Here is a 15,128-nt window from a genome sequence, read left to right as displayed (position 1 = left end):
CAATGAGTAGAAGTAGAAAACGAATGCCTGGAAGTACATGGTGTTGCTGTAAGTCGCAGAAGAAAGGAAAGCAGGCAAGTAGCCGCAAGTTCCGCCGGAAGGCGCATGTGTTATTACATCAGGGTAATGATCATCTTCTTCCCTTCAAGTCCTTCGAGGTAATGCGTTCTTGGGATTTAGGTGGTGATGGAAAAGCCTTCTTCGGATTCCATCCAGACGAAGAGTGGTATGCCAAGCTGATGAGGAAGTGAGTTTTGGAGGTGAGGAGTATTGTTGAGAACGGGAATCATCTGCCAAGGATATTGGCACAAGATTACCGTTCTTTTGTTTAGTATTGATGCGTTTACCTCATCATAACCTTTACTGACTTGTTGCCGATTCTAACGATAGCGATTTCACCATTCTTTAGACCGGTATTAATAGCAGTTGCTGAACTGGAAGCTATAGCAGAGCCGACAATGATACCTGATGTTGTATAGATTTCGATGCAGGTTCCATCGTCTGCACCTGAAATATTCAGTATGCCATTGTTACTTTGAATTAGGACGGCATTTACTCTAACTGGGTTAATGCCATTCTCATCACCGTTCGTAGGTTGAATGTTACCATTCCACATGTCTTTTACATCCATTTCCTGAATATTGAAGAAGTTCTTCCAACCTTCTGCTGCCTTGTATTTATTTATGGTTCCAGTTGGAACATAAAGGTGGGCATTTACATATGTTCCTGAACTAAAATTGCAGGCGACTAATTCTGGAGAATCTGTCATACAATATATGTTTTCAAGAATATTACAATAAGAAAATGTTTGATTTTTTACTTTTTTACCTATTGACAAATTCTTCAAATTTTGCCAATAATTAAGTACATTCTTCATTTGGCAATCTCTACCAAAATACCAATTTGATGGTCCATAAATTCTCGCAACAATGTCAGATTCATTTCGTTCCTTATACTTTATAACCAGCGGTGTTTCACTGTCCTCGAAAACAAGAGTGTCTAACCCCGAACAATTACTAAAAGCAGCTTCGCCAATGGTTGTTACATTGCTTGGTATAATCACTTTTTTCAGACTTACACATTCGTCAAATACATAATCGTTAATTACTTCTACACCTCTTCCTAACGAAACGGAAACAAGATTACTGCAACCATCGTATATATTAAACGTTGATAATCAGTGAGTTGAGCGTTAAATGATAGAAAAGTGACAGCGGAGTTATTATTTGTGGTTTTAAAGGGCAAGATTTAACGTATTTAACCTTCATTCACGCGAGAATCTTCTAAAATCATTCATACTATTAAGGGGGAAAGCTGATATCATAATCTTTTAGAAAAAATATAAGCCAGCCAAAAAGAGATGTGATAATAGAAATCACATCTCCTTGTAATAAAACTTTCCATGTAACAAGACCTATCAGTCTCTCTTTTCGATTGAAGCAACGACATCCCACCCTACGGCAGAGGCACCGAGAACAGCGGCAGAGGCACCGTCGAGACCACTGATGAGAAACTGAGCCTTGCCACGGAAGATGGGGAGTACATGGCGGTCGTAAGCCTCCTTAATAGGCTTCATAATCAGATCGCCAGCCCTGGTCATGCCACCGAAGAAGATGAAGGCTTCGGGGCTGGAGAAGGCCGCAAAATCAGCACAGGCTTCACCGAGCATCTTGCCTGTGAAGTCATAGATTTCCCTGGCCAGCGCATCACCTTTCCCTGCGGCAATGCTGACATCAAGTGACGTGATGTCTTCGGGATTCATCTCGCGTAAGAGTGAAGGACGGTCGCTCTTTGCCAACAATTCGCGTGCTGTACGGGCCACACCTGTTGCTGAGCAGTAACACTCCAGGCAACCTTTCCGACCGCAACCGCACAATCTACCTTCCTCACCGCGTACCATCGTCACATGACCCAACTCTCCCGCAAACCCGTCGGAGCCATAGAGCAGATGGCCACCCGTTACGATGCCAGAGCCGACACCAGTACCGAGGGTAATGACGATAAAGTCTTTCATACCTCGCGCCACACCGTAAGTCATCTCACCGATAGCCGCTGCGTTGGCATCGTTGGTGAGTGCCACGGGGATACCCAATGCGTCGCTGAACAGGTCAGCCAAGGGTACGACAGAGTCGTGCGCCCATGGCAGATTGGGTGCCATCTCTATCGTTCCCTTGTAATAGTTGCCGTTAGGTGCTCCGATGCCCATCGCCTTGATACGCTCCATGCCGCCCACCTGTTCGATGATGGGCTGCAGGGCCTCGACAGAAGCCTTGACATAATCCTCCACCCTGCTGTAGCCACCTGTCTTGATAGCTGTTGTCGCCTTGATTTCACCACGGGCATCCACGATGCCGAACACAGAGTTTGTACCACCCAAGTCCAGACCGATTACATATATATCTTGTTGCATTTTCTTTCCTATTTTTAAACGAGAAGGCACGATATTACGAAAACATCGTGTCTTCCAACTTACAATTACTAACTATAACTAACCTAAATGTATGAATGAAAACAATCATTTTACTGGCATACTGTCGGCAGACTCTTCAGGCCCTTCAATTCATCTTTCGATGCCTCGATGATGCTGATGGCATAGCCGCCACCCGATGCTGCCGTCAGGCGCAAGGCAGACTTGGCCGTTACGACACCCTTCCTGATGACGTAGGCATGGGGATTGGACTTGTAGTTGGCATCCTTCGCGTCGGCATAAACGGTGGCGATGTATTTCTTGCCGGGGTCGAGGAACGATAGCTTCAGCGTCGAGGTGTGACCGTGCTCGCTGGCGGTACAGCCCACGAACCAGTTGCTTGTGCCCTTAGCCTTGCGGGCTGCCACGACGTAGCGGCCCGGCTCGGCCTCTAAGTAGCGGGAGTCGTCCCAATCCACTGCCACGTCCTTGATAAACTGGAAAGCATCCATGTGCTTCTCGTAATTCTCGATCATGTCAGCCGCCATCTGCAGCGGACTGTACATCGTGACGTAGAGAGCCAACTGGCGGGCCAAGGTGGAGTTGACATGGTTCGGATTCTTGGGATTATTCTTCGACATATCCATCTCGAAGATACCCGGGGTATAGTCCATCGGACCGCCCTGCAGGCGGGTGAAGGGCAGGATGGTGGTGTGAAAGGGCTTGCTGCCGTTGGTGGCCTCATACTCCGTGCCGCGTGCGGCCTCGTTGCCGATGAGGTTGGGCCAGGTGCGACAGAGACCAGTGGGGCGCACGGCCTCATGGGCATTTACCATGATGTGGTGCTTGGCAGCCTGCTTCAGGGCGTAGAGATAATGATTGTTCATCCACTGGCCATAGTGGTGCTCACCGCGCGGGATGATGTTGCCCACGTAGCCACTCTTCACAGCAGTATAGCCATACTTATTCATCAACTGATAGGCAGCCTCCATGTGGCGCTCATAGTTACGGATGGAGGCCGATGTCTCATGGTGCATCTGCAGGCGCACACCCTTGGAGTGGGCATAGTCGTTGAGTGCCTTGATGTCGAAGTCGGGATAGGGCGTCTGGAAGTCGAACACATAGTCTTTCGACATGCCGAACCAGTCTTCCCAGCCGATGTTCCAACCCTCAACCAGCACCTGGTCGAAACCATGCTGTGCTGCAAAATCGATGTAGCGGTGCACATTGTCGTTGTTGGCGGCATGCTGACCGTGAGGTTTCACCTTCGTATAGTCAGTGGTACCGAGGTGTACCGATGGCACGTCGTTGGTGTATGACCACTGCTTCTTACCGTTGATCATCTCCCACCATACACCGACGTACTTTACAGGCTTGATCCAGCTGGTGTCCTCCAGTTTGCAAGGCTCATTGAGGTTCAGGATGAGGTTCGATGCCAGAATGTCGCGGGCATCGTCGCTGACCATAATAGTACGCCATGGAGTCTGGCAGGGTGTCTGCATGTGGGCCATATTTCCCTGGGCATCGGGCGTGAGCCACGACTCAAACACCATAGCTTTGTCGTCGAGGTTCAGGTGCATGCAGCTATAGTCTATCAGGGCGGCCTCATGGATGTTGATGTAAAGCCCGTCGTCGGTCTTCATCTGCAGGGCGGTCTGCACACCAGTCTCTGAGAATGGGGTCTGCGAGGCGTTGGGCGTGATAGCCTCACGCATGTGGCTGCGGATTTCGGAGAGACGGGTCTCCATGTAGTCGTACTCCTGCGTGTCGTAGTCGCCGGGAATCCACCAGGCAGTGTGGTCGCCCGTCATGGCAAACTGCGTGTGCTCTGCCTTCACGACGAAATAGTTGAGATACTTCTGCTGTGGGAACTCGTAGCGGAAACCGATGCCGTCGTCGTAGACACGGAAGCGGAGATTCATGTAGCGTCCGTTTGAGGGCTTCTCCATCTCCAGAAGCAGTTCGTTGTAGCGGTTGAGGATGTCGTGTGTCTCACCCCATATGGGCTGCCACGTCTCGTCGAAAGAAGAGGTGGAAGTCTTGTTGATGCGGAACTGGTCCATCAGTGAATTCTCCTCAGCGAGCTCTATGCCCAGTGTGCTGGGCTTGATGACGGGGCGTCCCTTGTAAGTGACCTGATACTCGGGCGTACCTTTTGCGTTCAGCTCTACGTTCAGTACGATGTTCCCATTGGGCGACTTTTGTTCGATGGCATGCACTGTCATTGCCATCATCAGTGCCATAGCGGCGAAAAATATTTTCTTCATTGCTTTTTTGTTGTTTTTACTTGGATAATCTTACTACTTTGCATCCGTGCACAGGAATGGTTGCCGTCAGGCTGCCAGCCACGCCCTCATCGGTGTGGGTCCACAGGTCGCGCACCTGCCACTGGCCACTGATGCCCAATACGGCGAAGTCGGCGGAAAGCGTAGTCTGCGAGTCACTGCGGTTGAAGATAGCCACCACATAGCTACCGTCGCTCATTTGTCCGTACCACGTTTCGCTTTGTTGACCTAACTCACTGTTGAGTGGCTGGCCTACGAAACCATCCTGGCGTAGCGCGAGCAGTTCGCCGTTGGTGTAGAACTGCAGATTGTTACCTATTGTAGAAGGCTGGTCAGCCACGGCCACGGGGCCGCCGGCCATCAGTTGTAGCGTTACTGCCGTCTGTCGCTCGGCATCGGTGTCGTAGCGGTTCAGGCGGAGGAAGTCGCCGTCGAGGATTACCTTGTCGCGCCCAGTGATGTGTGCCCAATAGTTGAAACCGTCGAATTGGTTCATGCAGTTGGGCCACGAGACGTATGAACGTCCCTTGTCGTGGGCTGAGGTGTGGTGCCATCCGCCATTACCGGTGTCGGCCACGATGCGCACCATGTTGCCATAGCTTGCCTCTACCTCAGCGTCATTGTTCAGGTGGGGCATGACAAGCGAGGTAAAAATGCCATATTTCTTTGCCGACTGAGCTATATAGGCCAGTGCCCTTGCGTAAGCCTCACGGCCATAGCCACGGCCCACGATGCCGGTGCCACGATCGCGCCCGTCCTCATACCAGGAAAGGAAGTCCATACGGATAAAGCTGACACCCAGTTCTTTGTAGTGACGGAAGAAACCGTCGATGTACTCCTGTGCACCCTCTTTGGTGCTGACAATCCACGTGAACCACTGATCCTGGGCTTGTGGGTTCTGCACCGCCTGGCTACCGTCGTAGAGCAGCTGGCCGAAGGTGCGTGTAGTGCCTTCTATCGGTGTGTCTAAGGAGCCGTGAATCCACAGAGGGTTGTCGTAGACGCCCAGCTTCAGGCCCCGGGCCTGGCACTTGGCGGCCAGATCGCGCAGGCTGACACTGCCGTAGTGGGTCATGTATCCCGATGCGTCGTTGGCCTGCATGGGCAGGAAACCGTCGGTACACACCATGTCGTAGCCATAGGGCTTCAGGTCGCGGGCCACCCAGTCTATAATTTCGTCCCACTGCTGGCTGGTGAAATCCATGTCGCTGCCGCTGACGCCCTGTTGCTCCAGCGAGTAGGCATACTCGTAGATGCTCCAGTAGAGCGGAGCCTTCTGGCCCTGGTGGATGCCTTCCACCACAGGCAGTTCGGGCAGTTCATACTTAGGCGGATAGCGCATTTCGATGTCTTTGCTGCATGAGCAGCACAGGGTGGCACTCAGCAATGTGCCCATCAATATTGTCATTGCTTTCATTGTTGCTTGTTTTGGTTTTTATAATGATTCTACTTTGAGGGTCCAATGTTCCAGGTCAAAGGTCAGGCGGTAGTCGGCTTCCTCATCCACTCTCCACTTGTCGTCCGGACCTGTGGTGAATACGAAATCAGGACTTTCCACGCCAGATTTGGTCACCTTACAATTGGCATACGCAGGACGGATAAAGGGCACATCCCAGCTGCCCGTCTGTATGCAGGCCTTTAGTTCACCTGATGTCAGATGACCTTCATAGACAAAGACATACTGCGACTGCTTCGTGAGCTGCGTCGGCGAGTCGATGCTCCAGCCATTGGGCGTGGCATCGCCTACAATGTAGACGGCCTCTGCCTCAAGGGGTTGCTTGATGCTGAGCGCTTCAGCCTTTAGTGTATAATGCTCCAGGTCGAAGGTCAGGCGATACTGTCCGGCCTCGGTCACCTGCCACTTGTCATCGGGGTTGGCGGTGAAGGTGAACTCTGCGTTCTCCACACCACTGAGGCTAATTTTGCAGCCACCAAAGGTGGGACGGATGAAGGGCACGCCCCAGTCGCCTGTCTGTGTGCAGGCCTTCAGCTCGCCGGGAACCAGCTCGCCCTCATAGACGAAGATGTACTGCGACTGCTTGGTGAGCTGCGTCGGGGCGTCAATGCTCCACCCGTTTGGTGTGGCATCGCCCACAATGTAGACAGCCTCCGCCTCAATGGGGGTGTTCGTCTGAGCGGGTATCTCACCCAGATACTCTGCCGCCAGCGTGTAGTGCTCCAGGTCGAAAGTCAGGCGGTACTGTCCGGCCTCTTCTATCTGCCATTTGTCATCGGGGCCTGTCGTGTAGATGAAGTCTGCACTCTCCACACCACTGCGGCCAATCTTGCAGCCGCCGAAGGTGGGACGGATGGCCGGGGCTCCCCAGTCACCGCTCTGAGTGTAGGCCTTCATTTCGCCTGCTGCGAGGGTGCCCTCATATATAAAGATGTATTGGCTCTGACGGGTCAGCTGTGTCGGTGCGTCGATGTTCCATCCGGCAGGTGTGGCGTCGCCCACCATAAAGACATTCTCAGCCAGAATAGGCTCTTTCGAAGGTGCTTCTGGTTCAGCCAGGAATGCTGTCGACATGGTCCAGTTGCGCAGGTCGAATGTCAGGCGATAAGTGCCGGCAGCAGCCACGCGCCATTTGTCGTCGGGGTCGCCGGCGTGCATGGCAAACTTGGCATTGCTGATGTCCGTCTTGCCAATCTCAGTGCCGTTTACCTCCGGGCGGATGAAAGGCGCATCCCAGCTACCTGTAGTGAGACAAAGTTTCAGTTCGCCAGTGCGTAGCTCGCCCTCCCAGGTGAACGTCAGCGCATCGTCAGCGGAAGCCTGCAGTGCCGTTGGGTTGCCAATGTCCCAACCGTTGGGCGTTGCATCGCCTACCATATAGAGTGTGCCGGTCTTGATGGGCAACTCCCCCTCAATGATGTTCAGGTCCTTTTCACCCTCACATGCCGTGAAACCCACTGTCAGCATGATGCCGAGTAGAGCGGAAAATAAATGATTCAGTTTCATAGCTTAATTATCAATTATAAATTCTCAATTCTCAATTATTATATCCAGGATTCTGCACCAACTTCGGGTTGGCATTCAGTATGGGGCGCATAATGGGGAAAACCTCTGTGTGGCGGTCAGCGTCGGCCGTCTTGTCCCACCAGGAGCTGGTGCTGAATTTCCCATAGCGGATAAGGTCGATGCGTCGGCGGCTCTCGGCAAAGAACTCGCGTCCCCACTCGTCAAGCATTTCCTGCATGTCAAGGTTGGCACTCCCCTCGGGAGCATAGAGCGCATTGGCCTGTTTGTCTGCCGGATAGTTACGCTTGCGCACACTGTTCAGCAGGCGGGCAGCCTCAGCCTTTTTGCCTTCGCGCAGTTTGCACTCAGCCAGCGAGTAGATAATCTCAGGCAGACGAATTTCGGTGTAGTCACTCTCCATCTGGTGAGCATCGTCATCGCTATAGAACGGATACTTGGCAAAATGCCAGCCAGAGTTGTGGTCACCGTCGCGCAGGGTACTGCTGGTGGCTGTGAGCCAGCGGTTGGGGTCGAGACCTTGGAACTTGCCCACGGCATCGCGGATGTAGAGTTCATAGTCCACTTCGGGAGCCTTTACCCGCCGGGTAGCACCACTCTCGTCGGTGTACTCCAGATAGCCGTAGAAGAACATTCCCTCACGGGTGCTGTTGCCCAGGTTCTTATAGAGCTTCATGCGCACATCGCCGTCGTATTTACGGAACTTCTCGATGGGCATACCCAACTCGTAGGTGTAGAGCGTGCCGTTAGGTGCATAGCTGGGCGAGGCGGCATACTTGGTATTGTGGTCGCCGGCCTTGCACTTCGAGTCGTTCAGGTAATAACGTGCGCGAGCAGGTGTTGTCCACCAATAGGTGTCGCCCTGATAGTGCCAATAGCTATAACCTGGAGCACCGGGGAAGCCAAAGATGACCTCGTCACACTCTTCATTGTTCCAGTCGAATGCAGCATCCCAGCGGTCGGCAACAGCATATTTGCCGTACACCCCATCAATGATGTCCTGTGCCACCTTGGCGCAGTCGGCATAGCGGTCCTCGCCGATATAGACTTGCGCATTCAGATAGAGGCGCACCAGCAGTGCTGCGGCACCTGCCTTGGTCCACTGGCCCTGAAGTGAGGCGTTGCCTCCTAATGACGACTTTTCTGCCAGCAGGGGCAGACACTCTTTCAGGTCGTTTTCGATAAAGTCGAAAATGACGCGCGGCTCCACCTGCGTCTCGGTATTCTTGCTTACGTCGTTGAAGCTAATGGCCAGAGGCACATTACGGAAACCGTCTAAAAGACGAATATAGAACCAGGCACGAAGCACACGGCACTGAGCTTTCAGGTTGTCAAACTCGGCAGTGGAGAATCCGAAGCGGGAGGCATCAAGCTGGTCAAGGTCCTCAATGACGTAATTGCACTGCATGATGCCTTGGAAACAGCCATTCCATTCTGACTGGGCATCACCGCCGTCTTCCACATCCCACTCATGGTAGTGCAGGCGACGCCACTTGCCACCGTCATCCCACCAACCGTCGCGCGTGGGAGTAATGAGCTGGTCGGCTGTAAGCTCGTTCAGTACATGGCGGCTCTGGATGCTCCAAAATGCATGTTCAAAGGGGCGGAACGTAGCGCGGACGACATCGTTTTTCGTGTTATAATAGTTCTGTGTACCCACCTGGTCGTAAAGCGTCTCGTCCAAATCGGTGCAGCCTGTCAGGGTGCTAACCCCTAATGCTGCGGCTAATATATAATAATGTATAGGTTTCATTGTGATAATAATTTGTATGTTTCAATTATCAGTTTTCAATTGTCAGAAGTCCACCTGCAAACCAACGATAAGCTGGCGGGTAGAGGGGAAGTAGGTGCGTGAACCTTGTGCGCCGGGTGTCAGTCCGTTGGTCTGATAGGTAGAGGGGTCGACACCGCTGAACTTTGTCAGTGTCAGCAGGTTTTTGCCGGTGGCATAGACGCGGATGCGATCGATGAAACGCCAGTCTTTCGGACGGAAGGTATATCCCAGCGTGGCCATGTCGAGCTTCAGGTAGTCGCCACGCTCCAGGAAGTAGTCACACACTACGGGGTTGGCCGTGCCGGATATGTCGAAATTCTTGCCATAGGCCTTCTGCAGGCGGTTGCCCGTGAAGTTGCGGGTGCCATAGTAGAAATCGTGGATGTTGAAGATGTCGTAGAAGAAGGCACCACGGAAGAAGAGCGAAAGGTCAAAATCTTTATAACGGAAAGTGTGGGTCATAGACATGGTGAACTTAGGCATGCCGTTACCTACCTTCCGGCGGTCGGCATCGCTGGCCTGCGAGGCGCGGATGATGTCACCGTCCTTGTCGTAGACCAGCCATTCGCCGTCAGTGGTGTGTCCGGCATATTTCCACATATAAAAGTTGCCCAGCGACTGGCCTTTCTCTATGCGCTGCAAGTAATAGAACGGATATGGATCCTCAGTGCTTGCCTCGTCGTAGTAGTCTTGTCCAACATACTCGGAGTTGCTGAAGTCTACAAACTTGTTGTTCATTGTTGAACCGACGAAACTGATGCTATAGTCAAAGTCCTTGCTCTTCACAACCTGGAAATTCAAGTCTAACTCAAATCCTGAATTCTTCATCGTTCCCACGTTGACAAAGGTCTCATCAAACAGATAGGGAGGTACGCTGACCTTGTAGTTGCCCAGCAGGTCCTGCTGCCGGCGGCTGAAGTAGTTGAGCGAGCCATAGAGGCGACCGTTGAACAGAGAGAAGTCAAGTCCGATATTCCAGTTCTTGCCTTTTTCCCATTTCAGGTCGGGATTAACGTTCTTGGCCGGGCCCCACACCTGGAAATACCTGCCATTGTAATAGTAGTAGCCGAAGCCTGTCATCGTGTTCAGCGAAAGATAGCTGCCAAAGTCCTGATTACCCGTCACGCCATAGTCGGCACGCAGCTTCAGGTCGTCAATCCATGTGATATCCTTCATGAAGTTTTCGGAAGAGATGCGCCAGCCAGCTGACACAGCGGGAAAATTGCCCCACTTGTTGTCTGCACCGAACTTTGACGAGCCCTCGTGGCGCAAGGATGCTGTGAAAAGATACTTCCCGTCATAGTCATAGCTGACGCGTCCCAGGAAGGCAATGAGCTTCGAGTCGTTCTTATAGCTGCCCATCAGCACTTCACCCTCTTCCTTGGCATATTCGCCAGAGCCGAGGTTGTCAGAGCCAAGACCATCATTGGGGAAATCCTTGTTCTCAGCATTAAATCCTGAATAGCGCGAGTACTGGTATGAGTAGCCTACCATACCCTTGACATTGTGCTTGCCAAAGCTACCCATGTAGTTTGTCAGCCACTCCACGACATACTGGCTCTCCTTTGCATAGCTGCGGCTGGCCTCTCCCTCACGGCCGTTGTTCACGGCAATAGTACTCGTTGAGGGGCGGAACCAGCTGTTATTATTGTCATACTGATGGTCGGCAAACATGAGTTGTGTGGTAAGGTTCTGGCCTGTCATGTCCTTGCCGCCAAACAATGGCAGGATGTTCAGTTTCACAGTGGCATCCCAGTCGAGCAGCTTGGTGTCGGCATGGTCGTTTTCAAGGCGTTGGCGCTCCACAGGGTTGCTGCCTACCACCTGACCTTGGAAGTTGTAGTAGCTCACTGGATTGTTAGGGTCCATCATCGGAGTGGTGGGGTTGGCCTCAATGGCATCCTTAAACACGCTCCAGTCGGCCTGGTCGCGATAGATGATGCGCGGGGCAATATTGGCCGTCAACGTCAACAGCCCATCTTTCGTGGTGTGCATCAGGGCTGCACGTGCGCCATATTCTTCACGTCCACTACGCAGGTCGATGCCATAGGCCTTTCGGTAATCGGCACTGACACGATAATTGCTCTTGTCGTTGCCACCGCTCAGCGTCAGGGTATGCTGCTGGGTAAAGCCAGTGCGCGTGGTCTCATCAAGCCAGTCGATGTTTCCTCCCAGATCCACACCTGTGTCGCCCCAGCCAAGGCGAACGTCACGATACTGCTGTGCATCCATCATCTTCAGCTCCTTGTTGATGAAGTCCCACGATAGCTGGCTGCTGTAGGTGGCATGGGTAGCCCCGTCCTTGCTGCCTTTCTTGGTGGTGACCACAATTACGCCATTCGAGCCGCGTGTGCCGTAGATGGCCGATGCAGCACCATCCTTCAGAATGTCGAACGAGGCAATGTCATTGGGATTGATATTGGTCAGGTTACCGCCCGGTACACCGTCGATGACAATCAACGGGCCAAGGCCTGCTGAGCGCGAAGAGACGCCACGTATCTGGATGCTAGCCTGGTTGTTGGGGTCACCGGCACCAGTGTTGGTGATAGACACGCCAGGTACCTTGCCCTGAATCATCATCGATGGGTCGAGCGAGCTGGTAGTCAGAAAGTCTTTTTCGCCTACATGGGAGATGGCCGAGGTCAGTTCTTTCTTGTCCATCGTTCCATAGCCAACAACCACTACTTCACTGAGTGTCTGGCTGTCCTCTTTCAGAACAACATCTATCTTACTCTTGCCATCCACTGCCACCTCCTGTGTGGTATAACCAATATAAGAGATGACAAGCGTAGCTTTAGAGGGAACTGACAGCGAGAAGTTTCCGTCGAAGTCGGTAACGGTTCCGTTGCTTGTTCCCTTCTGCATCACAGTGGCACCAATGACGGCCTCACCCGTCTGGTCCTTCACAACACCTTGCACCTTGATTTCTTGTGCAAGCAGTCCTAATGGCATTAGCACTGCAAGGAGGCTGAGCATTAGGCGTTTCATTAGAAGTTGCTTCATTCTTCTCATTACTTTTAGCTTTTTGTTACTGATTAAAGAAATATGCTGCAAAGGTAGACATAATTCCGTCTAATTATGTCCTATGGTAATGTGATAGTAAATAATGGAGTAAATAGGATTCCTGCGTATCATCTTATAATCAGGTAGTTATAAAGTTTATTAAAAATTGTGTAGTAAAGATTGTTGTTCAAGAAATTATGATTATATTTGCCCTCAAAATCTCCAAAATATGCGCAGAATACATCTATTGGGACTCCTGATGACCTTTGCGACAGTCTGTTCGGCAGACAACAGCCAGTTGCTTGAAGAACTCGACCATGCCATTAGTAAGAGAGAGCAATTTGTCAATTCTAAGAAAGAAAAAATAGATTTTCTCAAGAAGAAAATCATCAACGAGACCGACAGTACTGCTATTCTAAAATTCACGGATGATTTGTATAATGAATACTACGTGTTCAAGTTTGACTCGGCCATGACTTACGCCAACAAGGGATTGGCACTGGCAGTAAGTCAGAAGAATGAACACTACAAAACACTTTTCACCATCCATTTGGCAGAAATACTGGCTATAGGAGGTCTTTATAGTGAGGCTATAAGCCACCTTGACAACATCAGGGAGATAGAGAAGAACCTGTTGTTTAAGTACTATTACACCTATTTTTCCATCTATTCTTATTGGAGTGACTATTGTAGCGACCAGAAGTTTTCGCCTTTATACCGCCAGAAAGCTAATGAGAATCTGAAATCAGCCATGCAGTATGCCGATGAGAGCGATCCGATATTCAAATTTTATCAGGGGGAACAGAATGTGTATGTGGAACCCGATGGACAAAAAGCCAGGGAGTTCTATCACAACATCTTGAACAGTGCCGACGAACAGTCGCGCATCTATGCGATGGCTTCTTACGCATTGGCAGGTAACTACCGTGTAGATGGAGATGAAGAGAAATACGAGGAGTATCTGATTCATGCGGCATTGAGCGACTTGAAATGTTGTACTATGGAGAATTTGGCACTACAGTCACTGGCTGTATATCTCTTCCAGAAAAGCGAGGAACATATCGGGCGGGCCGAGCGGTACATCAATGTGTCGATGGAGGATGCCAAGTTCTACAACAACCGGCTGCGTATCATTGAAATCTCTCGCATCCTGCCGCAGATTATGAATACTTATCAGGACATCACGGAACAGCAGAACCGCCATCTGTGCTATGCCATCGGGGTCATCTCCCTATTGGTCGTGGCCCTGCTCTTCACTGCATACCTTATTTATAGGCAGAACCGCAAACTGAATGCCCGTCGTCATGAACTGGCCGAAAGCAATCAGCAGCTTACAGATTTGAACAATCAACTCGCCGTGAGCAACGGCCACCAAGCACAACTGAACAATCAGTTGCAGGAGCTGAACGAACGACTGGTATATACCAACAAACATCGTGAGCGGCTGGCCAACATCTATATCGACCTTTGTGCCAAGTACATCGACAAGCTGGCCAAATACCAGACGCTCGTCAAACGCAAGATTAAGGCACACCAGGAGCAGGAATTGCTGCAGACAATCTCTTCAACCCGTATCTCAGAGGAGGATGCAGCCACTTTCCTCACTCGTTTCGACAAGGCTTTCCAAGAGCTCTATCCCACTTTCATCGAGGAGTTCAACGCCCTGCTCACAGAGGATGGGCGTATCGCGCAGAAATCACCCCATACGCTTACCACTGAACTGCGCACCTTTGCCTTGATCCGTCTTGGAGTGAAAAGCACTGCTGACATCGCAGGACTGCTCTTCCTCTCCAACCAGACCATCTACAACTGCCGATCCGTCACCAAGAACAAGGCCATCAACAAAGACACCTTCGACGATGACGTGATGCGTCTCTGCACGGTGATACGGTGACAGCTGCAAGCCATACGAAGAAAGAAGCAATGGAGTGGAGTCGCGATCTGGCAAAGAGGGAAGGGCTAGAACTTATCCCTCACGGCACAGATGGTAAGATTCAAAATCCCAACAGCTATGAAAATGACCCATGTCCACCCAAGGACACCAGGCATTAAGCATTGCTCTTCATGGAGATAGCAGGCCTCTGAAACGGCCTGCTATTTTTATTCTTTCTAAGTGTTAGCTTTTTTGCTCAATGATACTCAATTCCTGACCTGTCTTCCGTCTTCTATAAGTTAGGATTCCATTCTGAAGGTCTGTCTTTTTGAGATAAGCTATATCCACGAAGGACATTCCTCTTGTGTAAAAGCTGAACATGAACATGTCACGGGCAAAGTCCAATGACGGTTTCATGGATAAATCCAATTCCTTCAAGGCTTTGATATCCTTAATAGGTATTGCTCGCTTCACGGTCTTATCTACTCCAGTATAGACATGCCGGAAGGGATAGTTCTGAGCCGTCAGTCCTTTCTCGACGGCTCGGTTATAGACCGCCCGAAGGTTACGCATATAAAACGAAATTGTATTCATGCGTACACCTCTGGCTTTCAGGTAGGCTTCATACATGAGCATCAAATCAGAACTAATGCCATCAAGTGGCACATCCTGCTCTTCACGGAATGCCATAAAGCTATTGAGAGTGGTGGTATAGGTCTCTGAAGTTCGGACTCTACCCAGTTGCTTCAACTGTGCTATGACACCATGCATAAAGGTATAATCGCGCTCTCCGTGCAGTCATTCGT

At 51.1% G+C, this 15,128-nt stretch carries 10 protein-coding genes and 1 pseudogene; 3 read left to right on the top strand and 8 right to left on the bottom strand.

What is annotated here, in order from left to right; translation table 11 throughout:
- Positions 1-2 precede the first annotated feature (2 nt).
- Positions 3-251, top strand: coding sequence for a hypothetical protein (locus tag T495_RS0111935; RefSeq protein ID WP_033148895.1), 249 nt, complete (start codon positions 3-5; stop codon positions 249-251).
- Between the two features lie 92 nt (positions 252-343).
- On the opposite strand, the gene T495_RS0111930 is transcribed toward T495_RS0111935, so the two are convergent.
- The 7 genes from T495_RS0111930 to T495_RS0111900 form a co-directional block, all read right to left on the bottom strand.
- Positions 344-1,162 carry a leucine-rich repeat protein gene (locus T495_RS0111930; protein ID WP_081832111.1) on the bottom strand — a complete coding sequence of 273 codons (819 nt, stop codon included), beginning with the start codon at positions 1,160-1,162 and terminating at the stop codon, positions 344-346.
- A gap of 255 nt (positions 1,163-1,417) precedes the next feature.
- Positions 1,418-2,410: an ROK family protein gene (locus tag T495_RS0111925; protein WP_033148825.1), complete on the bottom strand. Its 993-nt coding sequence runs from the start codon at positions 2,408-2,410 to the stop codon at positions 1,418-1,420.
- A gap of 110 nt (positions 2,411-2,520) precedes the next feature.
- Positions 2,521-4,674, bottom strand: coding sequence for a glycoside hydrolase family 97 protein (locus tag T495_RS0111920; protein WP_033148824.1), 2,154 nt, complete (start codon positions 4,672-4,674; stop codon positions 2,521-2,523).
- Between the two features lie 16 nt (positions 4,675-4,690).
- The gene (locus tag T495_RS0111915; RefSeq protein ID WP_231495100.1) at positions 4,691-6,109 is read right to left on the bottom strand and encodes a glucan 1,6-alpha-isomaltosidase; all 1,419 of its coding nucleotides are present in this window, start codon (positions 6,107-6,109) and stop codon (positions 4,691-4,693) included.
- Between the two features lie 18 nt (positions 6,110-6,127).
- Positions 6,128-7,654 (bottom strand): SusF/SusE family outer membrane protein, encoded by a 1,527-nt coding sequence (locus T495_RS0111910; RefSeq protein ID WP_081832110.1) that lies wholly within the window; start codon positions 7,652-7,654, stop codon positions 6,128-6,130.
- Positions 7,655-7,685: 31 nt separating this feature from the next.
- Complete coding sequence (locus T495_RS0111905; RefSeq protein ID WP_033148822.1) at positions 7,686-9,425, bottom strand: RagB/SusD family nutrient uptake outer membrane protein; 1,740 nt, start codon at positions 9,423-9,425, stop codon at positions 7,686-7,688.
- 42 nt (positions 9,426-9,467) lie between these two features.
- Positions 9,468-12,458, bottom strand: coding sequence for a TonB-dependent receptor (locus T495_RS0111900; protein WP_155993636.1), 2,991 nt, complete (start codon positions 12,456-12,458; stop codon positions 9,468-9,470).
- Positions 12,459-12,678: 220 nt separating this feature from the next.
- On the opposite strand from T495_RS0111900, the gene T495_RS0111895 reads away from it, so the two are divergent.
- Positions 12,679-14,343, top strand: a complete 1,665-nt coding sequence (locus tag T495_RS0111895; RefSeq protein ID WP_033148820.1) for a DUF6377 domain-containing protein — start codon at positions 12,679-12,681, stop codon at positions 14,341-14,343.
- On the top strand, positions 14,340-14,501 hold the full coding sequence (locus tag T495_RS16385; RefSeq protein ID WP_081832109.1) for a DUF2188 domain-containing protein: 162 nt from the start codon (positions 14,340-14,342) through the stop codon (positions 14,499-14,501). The genes T495_RS0111895 and T495_RS16385 overlap by 4 nt, the downstream gene beginning before the upstream one ends.
- Positions 14,502-14,571: 70 nt before the next feature.
- On the opposite strand, the pseudogene T495_RS14940 reads toward T495_RS16385, so the two are convergent.
- Positions 14,572-15,102, bottom strand: a pseudogene (locus T495_RS14940) (tyrosine-type recombinase/integrase); the annotation flags it as partial.
- Positions 15,103-15,128 lie beyond the last annotated feature (26 nt).

It is taken from the genome of Prevotella sp. P6B1, assembly GCF_000702825.1.
Lineage (GTDB): Bacteria > Bacteroidota > Bacteroidia > Bacteroidales > Bacteroidaceae > Prevotella.
The sequence above is the reverse complement of the archived record's forward strand: the minus strand, read 5'-3'. Positions and strand labels throughout refer to the sequence as shown.